Source organism: Pseudomonas sp. AP42 (assembly GCF_001728935.1).
Classification (GTDB): domain Bacteria; phylum Pseudomonadota; class Gammaproteobacteria; order Pseudomonadales; family Pseudomonadaceae; genus Aquipseudomonas; species Aquipseudomonas lactis.
Window position 1 is genome coordinate 1 of the sequence record NZ_LYSO01000194.1, and the last position, 4,711, is coordinate 4,711.

3 protein-coding genes are annotated in these 4,711 nt (G+C 60.3%); 2 read left to right on the top strand and 1 reads right to left on the bottom strand.

The window, feature by feature from the left end; all coding sequences use genetic code 11:
* Window positions 1-229: 229 nt before the first annotated feature.
* Complete coding sequence (gene gltS / locus A7K61_RS30255) at window positions 230-1,441, top strand: sodium/glutamate symporter (protein ID WP_069558994.1); 1,212 nt, start codon at window positions 230-232, stop codon at window positions 1,439-1,441.
* Between the two features lie 5 nt (window positions 1,442-1,446).
* Here gltS and A7K61_RS30260 read toward each other — a convergent pair whose 3' ends face one another.
* Window positions 1,447-2,937, bottom strand: coding sequence for a PLP-dependent aminotransferase family protein (locus A7K61_RS30260; protein WP_069558995.1), 1,491 nt, complete (start codon window positions 2,935-2,937; stop codon window positions 1,447-1,449).
* Between the two features lie 77 nt (window positions 2,938-3,014).
* On the opposite strand from A7K61_RS30260, the gene A7K61_RS30265 reads away from it, so the two are divergent.
* The gene (locus A7K61_RS30265; RefSeq protein ID WP_069558996.1) at window positions 3,015-4,676 is read left to right on the top strand and encodes a M24 family metallopeptidase; all 1,662 of its coding nucleotides are present in this window, start codon (window positions 3,015-3,017) and stop codon (window positions 4,674-4,676) included.
* The last annotated feature ends 35 nt before the right edge of the window (window positions 4,677-4,711 follow it).

Below are 4,711 nucleotides of genomic sequence, written 5' to 3' on the forward strand. Positions count from 1 at the left end.
TGAGATCAAGATCACAAGCGGCTCGCTTCGCATCGTGGTTACCGTCGGGTACTTCGGCTTATAGAGTTGTATCGATACTTATCCCTACGGGGAGGTGCAGCTCAGTTGTAGGTTATTATTGTGAGGCTTGTAGGGAAAGTCTGCATTTTTTGTAGGGTCGATGCCTTTTCGCCCTGTGTTCTCTACTCTGGCCACCCATTCTCCCTGCCCACTTCAGAGAACTGACCGGATGCTTCAACTCGATTTTTATTCAACCCTCGTTGCCGCTTCACTGGTGCTATTGCTGGGACGCGGGCTTGTGGCCCGTATCGGCTTTTTGCGTACTTACAATATTCCTGAACCGGTAGCCGGTGGCCTGTTGGTCGCCATGCTGCTCTTGGCGTTGCGCGGGTTTGCCGATATCGAAGTACGCTTCGATCCTTCATTGCAAACCCCGTTGATGCTGGCGTTCTTTGCCACGATCGGTTTGAACGCCGATTTTGCCAGCCTGAAGAAAGGCGGGCGTATCCTGGCGGTGTTTTTGCTGGTGGTAACGGGCTTGCTGGTGGTGCAAAACGCCATGGGTATCGCGCTGGCGTCGGCACTCGGGCTTGACCCATTGATGGGCTTGCTGGCGGGTTCGGTGACCTTGTCCGGTGGGCATGGCACCGGCGCGGCCTGGGGGGCGGTGTTCAGTGAGCAGTATGGCGTGGCTTCGGCGTCTGAATTGGCGATTGCCTCGGCGACCTTTGGCCTGGTGCTTGGAGGCCTGATCGGCGGGCCTGTGGCGCGTTTTCTGATCAAGCGGGTCGAGGTGCCAGGTATTGGGCAACCGCAATCGAGCCTGGCCAAGGGGTTTGAACAGCCGAATGAAGAGCGCCTGATCACGGCGTTTTCGTTTGTCGAGACCCTGGCATTGGTCGCGATCAGCCTACAGGGCGGCAACTTGCTGAATGCCGCCATCCAAGGCACCGCTTTCGAATTGCCGACGTTCGTGTGTGTACTGTTCGTGGGTGTGGTACTGCGCAATGGGCTGTCGATGCTCGGCTGGCATCAGGTGTTCGAGCGCGAAGTCTCGGTGCTGGGCAATGTCAGTTTGTCGTTGTTCCTGGCGATGGCGCTGATGTCACTCAAGCTCTGGGACCTGGCGGCACTGGCCTTGCCGATCGTCATTCTGCTGGCCGCGCAGGCATTGCTGATGGCGCTGTTCGCGATTTTCGTGACGTTCCGGGTGATGGGCCGCAACTATGATGCGGCGGTACTGGCGGCGGGCCATTGCGGCTTCGGGCTTGGCGCAACGCCCACGGCGATTGCCAATATGCAGGCGGTGACGCAACGCTTCGGGCCTTCGCAGATCGCGTTTCTGGTGGTGCCGATGGTGGGCGCGTTCTTCATCGATATCGCTAACGCCGTGGTGATCAAGTTGTACCTGGCGCTGCCTTTCCTGGGGGCTGCTGGGTAAGTTTTTCAGTGCCTGCCCCCGGTGTTCATCGCTTGGGCCAGGCGCTGCGTGGCTTGCTGGATTTCGTCCCGGTCGAGGGAGGCAAAGCCCAGGCGCAGCGCGTTTACCGGCTGGTCGTTGGGTGAAAACTGACGACCGCTGCGCACCACGACGCCGTGGTCCAATGCGGCGCTTGCCAACTTATCGACGTCTATGTCTTCCTCGAAACGTACCCAAAACGCCAAGCCCCCCTCGGGCTCGCGCACCTGTATGCGAGCGCCAAACGCCTGGTCCAGGCAGCTTCGCAGCACGGATCGGCGCGCCCGATATTCTTTCGACACGCGGCGCAAATGCTTCTTCAACTCCCCGTCATTGATCAGGTCTGCCAGCATAGCTTGAGCGACCGCATCGGCATCGCCCAGCATCAGCGCGGCATTGCGCTGCAGGGCTTCAACCACTGAGGTGGGCGCGACGATATAGCTGCAGCGGAACGTCGAGCCTAGCACTTTGGACAACGAGCCGATGTAAATCACATGGCGTTGGGCACGGTCACTGGCCAGCGGCAGGTAAGGGCGACCACTGAAATGATATTCGTGGTCGTAGTCCTCTTCGATAATGCAGAAGTCATGCTGCGCGGCCAGCGCCAGCAAGTGCTGCCGGCGTGCGGCATGCAGGCTCACGGTGGTGGGGAACTGGTGATGGGGCGTGAGGTAGATCATGCGCACATTGTGCTCACGGCATAAGCGCTCGACCTGATCGGTGCGGCAGCCTTCATCGTCGATGTCGACCGTGACCAACTGCGCGCCGAGCTTGCGGAAAATTTCCCATGCCGGTGGGTAGCTCAGGCGCTCCACTAGTACCACGTCGCCGGGCTTGAGCAGCAGGCTGGCGCTCAGGTACAGGGACATCTGGGTGCCCTGGGTCAGGCAGATATTTTCGGCAGTGACCGTCAGCCCACGGTTGTTGCGCAGCATCTCGGCCAAGGCGCAGCGCAGGTGATAGCCGGTGCCTTCGCTGCCGTAGCGCACGGTATTGGAGGCGAAGCTGTTGCGCAGTGCGTGGCGATAGTAACGGTGCAAAACGGCCTGGGGCAGCAGGCGGTGGTCGCTGGTGCCGTTGTCGAAAAACAGCGCATCGCGCCGATGCTGTAGAGCGACCACTTGGGCGTTATGGGTGAAATAGGGTACCAGCGGTTGCTCCAGCAACGGCGGCGCGAAAGACGGTTGCGTAACGCTGGGCAGTTGTTTGGGTGTCAGCTGCGCATTGACGAAGGTGCCACGGCGCGGCTCGCTGACCAGCCAGCCCTTGGTCATGGCTTCTTCGTAGGCCAGGATCACCGTCTTGCGGTTGACGTCGAGCAACTGCGCCATTTCCCGCGTGCCTGGCAGCAATGTCCCAGGTGGCAGGCGGCCGTCGAGGATGGCACTGACCAAGCCTTCGGCAATCTTGCGGTAGGACGCTTGGTGGGTGCCTTCTTCAAGCCGCAGCAAGGGGCGCCATTTGCGCATCTGGACCATCTGAAGTATCCAAATCTGGAGGTTTTAATGGGCCTAGTCTAGCGCAACAATCAGGCCTCACTTATCCCGAGGTTGTTATGAATACACGTCATGTCATCGAACTGTCGCCCTCGGGGAAAACCTTTGAGGCGGGCGACGAACTGTTGCTCGACGCCATGCTCGCCAGTGGCCTGGCCGTGCCGTTCTCCTGTCGGCGTGGTGCCTGCGGTTCGTGCAAGGTGGTGGTGGCCGAAGGTGAATACCGGGCCAAGCGCCTGGCGCCGGGTGCGCCGGTACCTTCTTATCCTTTGGCAGCCAATGAAATGTTGTTATGCCAGAGCCACGCCTGTGGCGACATGCGCCTGCATATTCCCGGCTGGTCGCTGGATACGCCCGCGCTGGGAGTGGCGGCGCAGGTTCACAGCAAGCGTGCGCTCGGCCCCGATGTGATCGAGTTGGTATTGATGCCCGAAACCGCAGTGGCGGTGCGCGCTGGCCAATACCTCAAGTTCCACCTGGCGGACGGTGACACGCGCTGCTTCTCGATTGCCAACCTGCCCGACGAGGACGATGGGCGGTTGGTCTTCCAGATTCGCAGGGTGAGTGGCGGTTACTTTTCCGAGGGTATCCTAGGTGGCCTCGCCGTTGGTGAGCGTCTGCACGTGGAAGGGCCGTTTGGTGCCTGTACCTGGCAGGATGATGAGACGGCGCCCGTGGTGTTATTTGCCACGGGCACTGGTTATGCGGGCATCAAGCCTATCCTGCTGACCGCGCTCAAGCGCGATGTCGAACTGACGTTGTATTGGGGCGGCGCGCAATCGGCGGATTTTTATGACAGCGCCTTCCTCGACGACTTGATGGTTGAGTATCCGCGTTTTCGCTGGCATCCCGTGCGGTCCTCCGAGGGCAGAGTGCAAGAGGTTGCAATGAGTCATGGGCATCAGTGGGAACAGGCCCAGGTCTATGCGTGCGGCAACGCTGCAATGCTCGGCCAGGTGCGGGCCCATTGCCTTGAAGCGGGGTTGCCGAGCCACCGGTTTATCGCGGAGGCGTTTGTTGCCAGTGGTCGGTCAAGTGCGGAAACGGTTTCCCTGTCGTTCGACCCGGTCTGGGAGAAAGTCGGCCCGCGCTATTCCCTGGACGGCATGCTGGCAGCGCGGGAAAAATCCATACGTGCCCTGGCGGCGATTGCCAGCCAGTTGAAAGTTGGCATGACTACCGGTGAGGCCCTTGAGATGGCGGCGAGGCAACTGCAGGCCATGGGCGCTTCGCACACCTGGCATCCGACCTACATTCGTTTTGGCGCTGACACCGTTCGCCCACCGCGCGAGGGCATAGATCGTCAGCGCAGGCTGCGGGCTGATGATATTGCCGTGGTCGATCTTGGCCCGGTGTGGGATGGCTACGAAGGGGACTATGGCGATACGTTTGTGTTTGGCGATGGGCCTTTGCATCAGGCCTGTACAACGGCCTTGCATGAAGTCTTCGATGAAACGCGCCAAGCGTGGCTGCGTGGCCTGACCGGACGTGAACTCTACGACTTTGCCGAGCAGAGCGCCCTGTCCAAAGGCTGGAGATTGGCACGCAACCTGGCAGGGCACCGCCTTGCAGATTTCCCCCATGCATTGTTCGAGAGCAAAGAGTTGGCTGACCTGGAGATCTCGCCCAGTGAAATGGCCTGGGTATTGGAGATCCAGCTGTGCCATCCCACTGAGTCGGTCGGTGGGTTCTTTGAGGATATGCTGATGGTGCAAGGCTGAATTGCGCATACACCGCCGATCCCCTGTGGGAGCTA

What these genes read in the sequence shown, in the direction of transcription:
- gltS (WP_069558994.1), top strand. Translation starts at nt 230, where the DNA reads ATGCTTCAACTCGATTTTTATTCAACCCTCGTTGCCGCTTCACTGGTG.
- A7K61_RS30260 (WP_069558995.1), bottom strand. Translation starts at nt 2,937, where the DNA reads ATGGTCCAGATGCGCAAATGGCGCCCCTTGCTGCGGCTTGAAGAAGGC.
- A7K61_RS30265 (WP_069558996.1), top strand. Translation starts at nt 3,015, where the DNA reads ATGAATACACGTCATGTCATCGAACTGTCGCCCTCGGGGAAAACCTTT.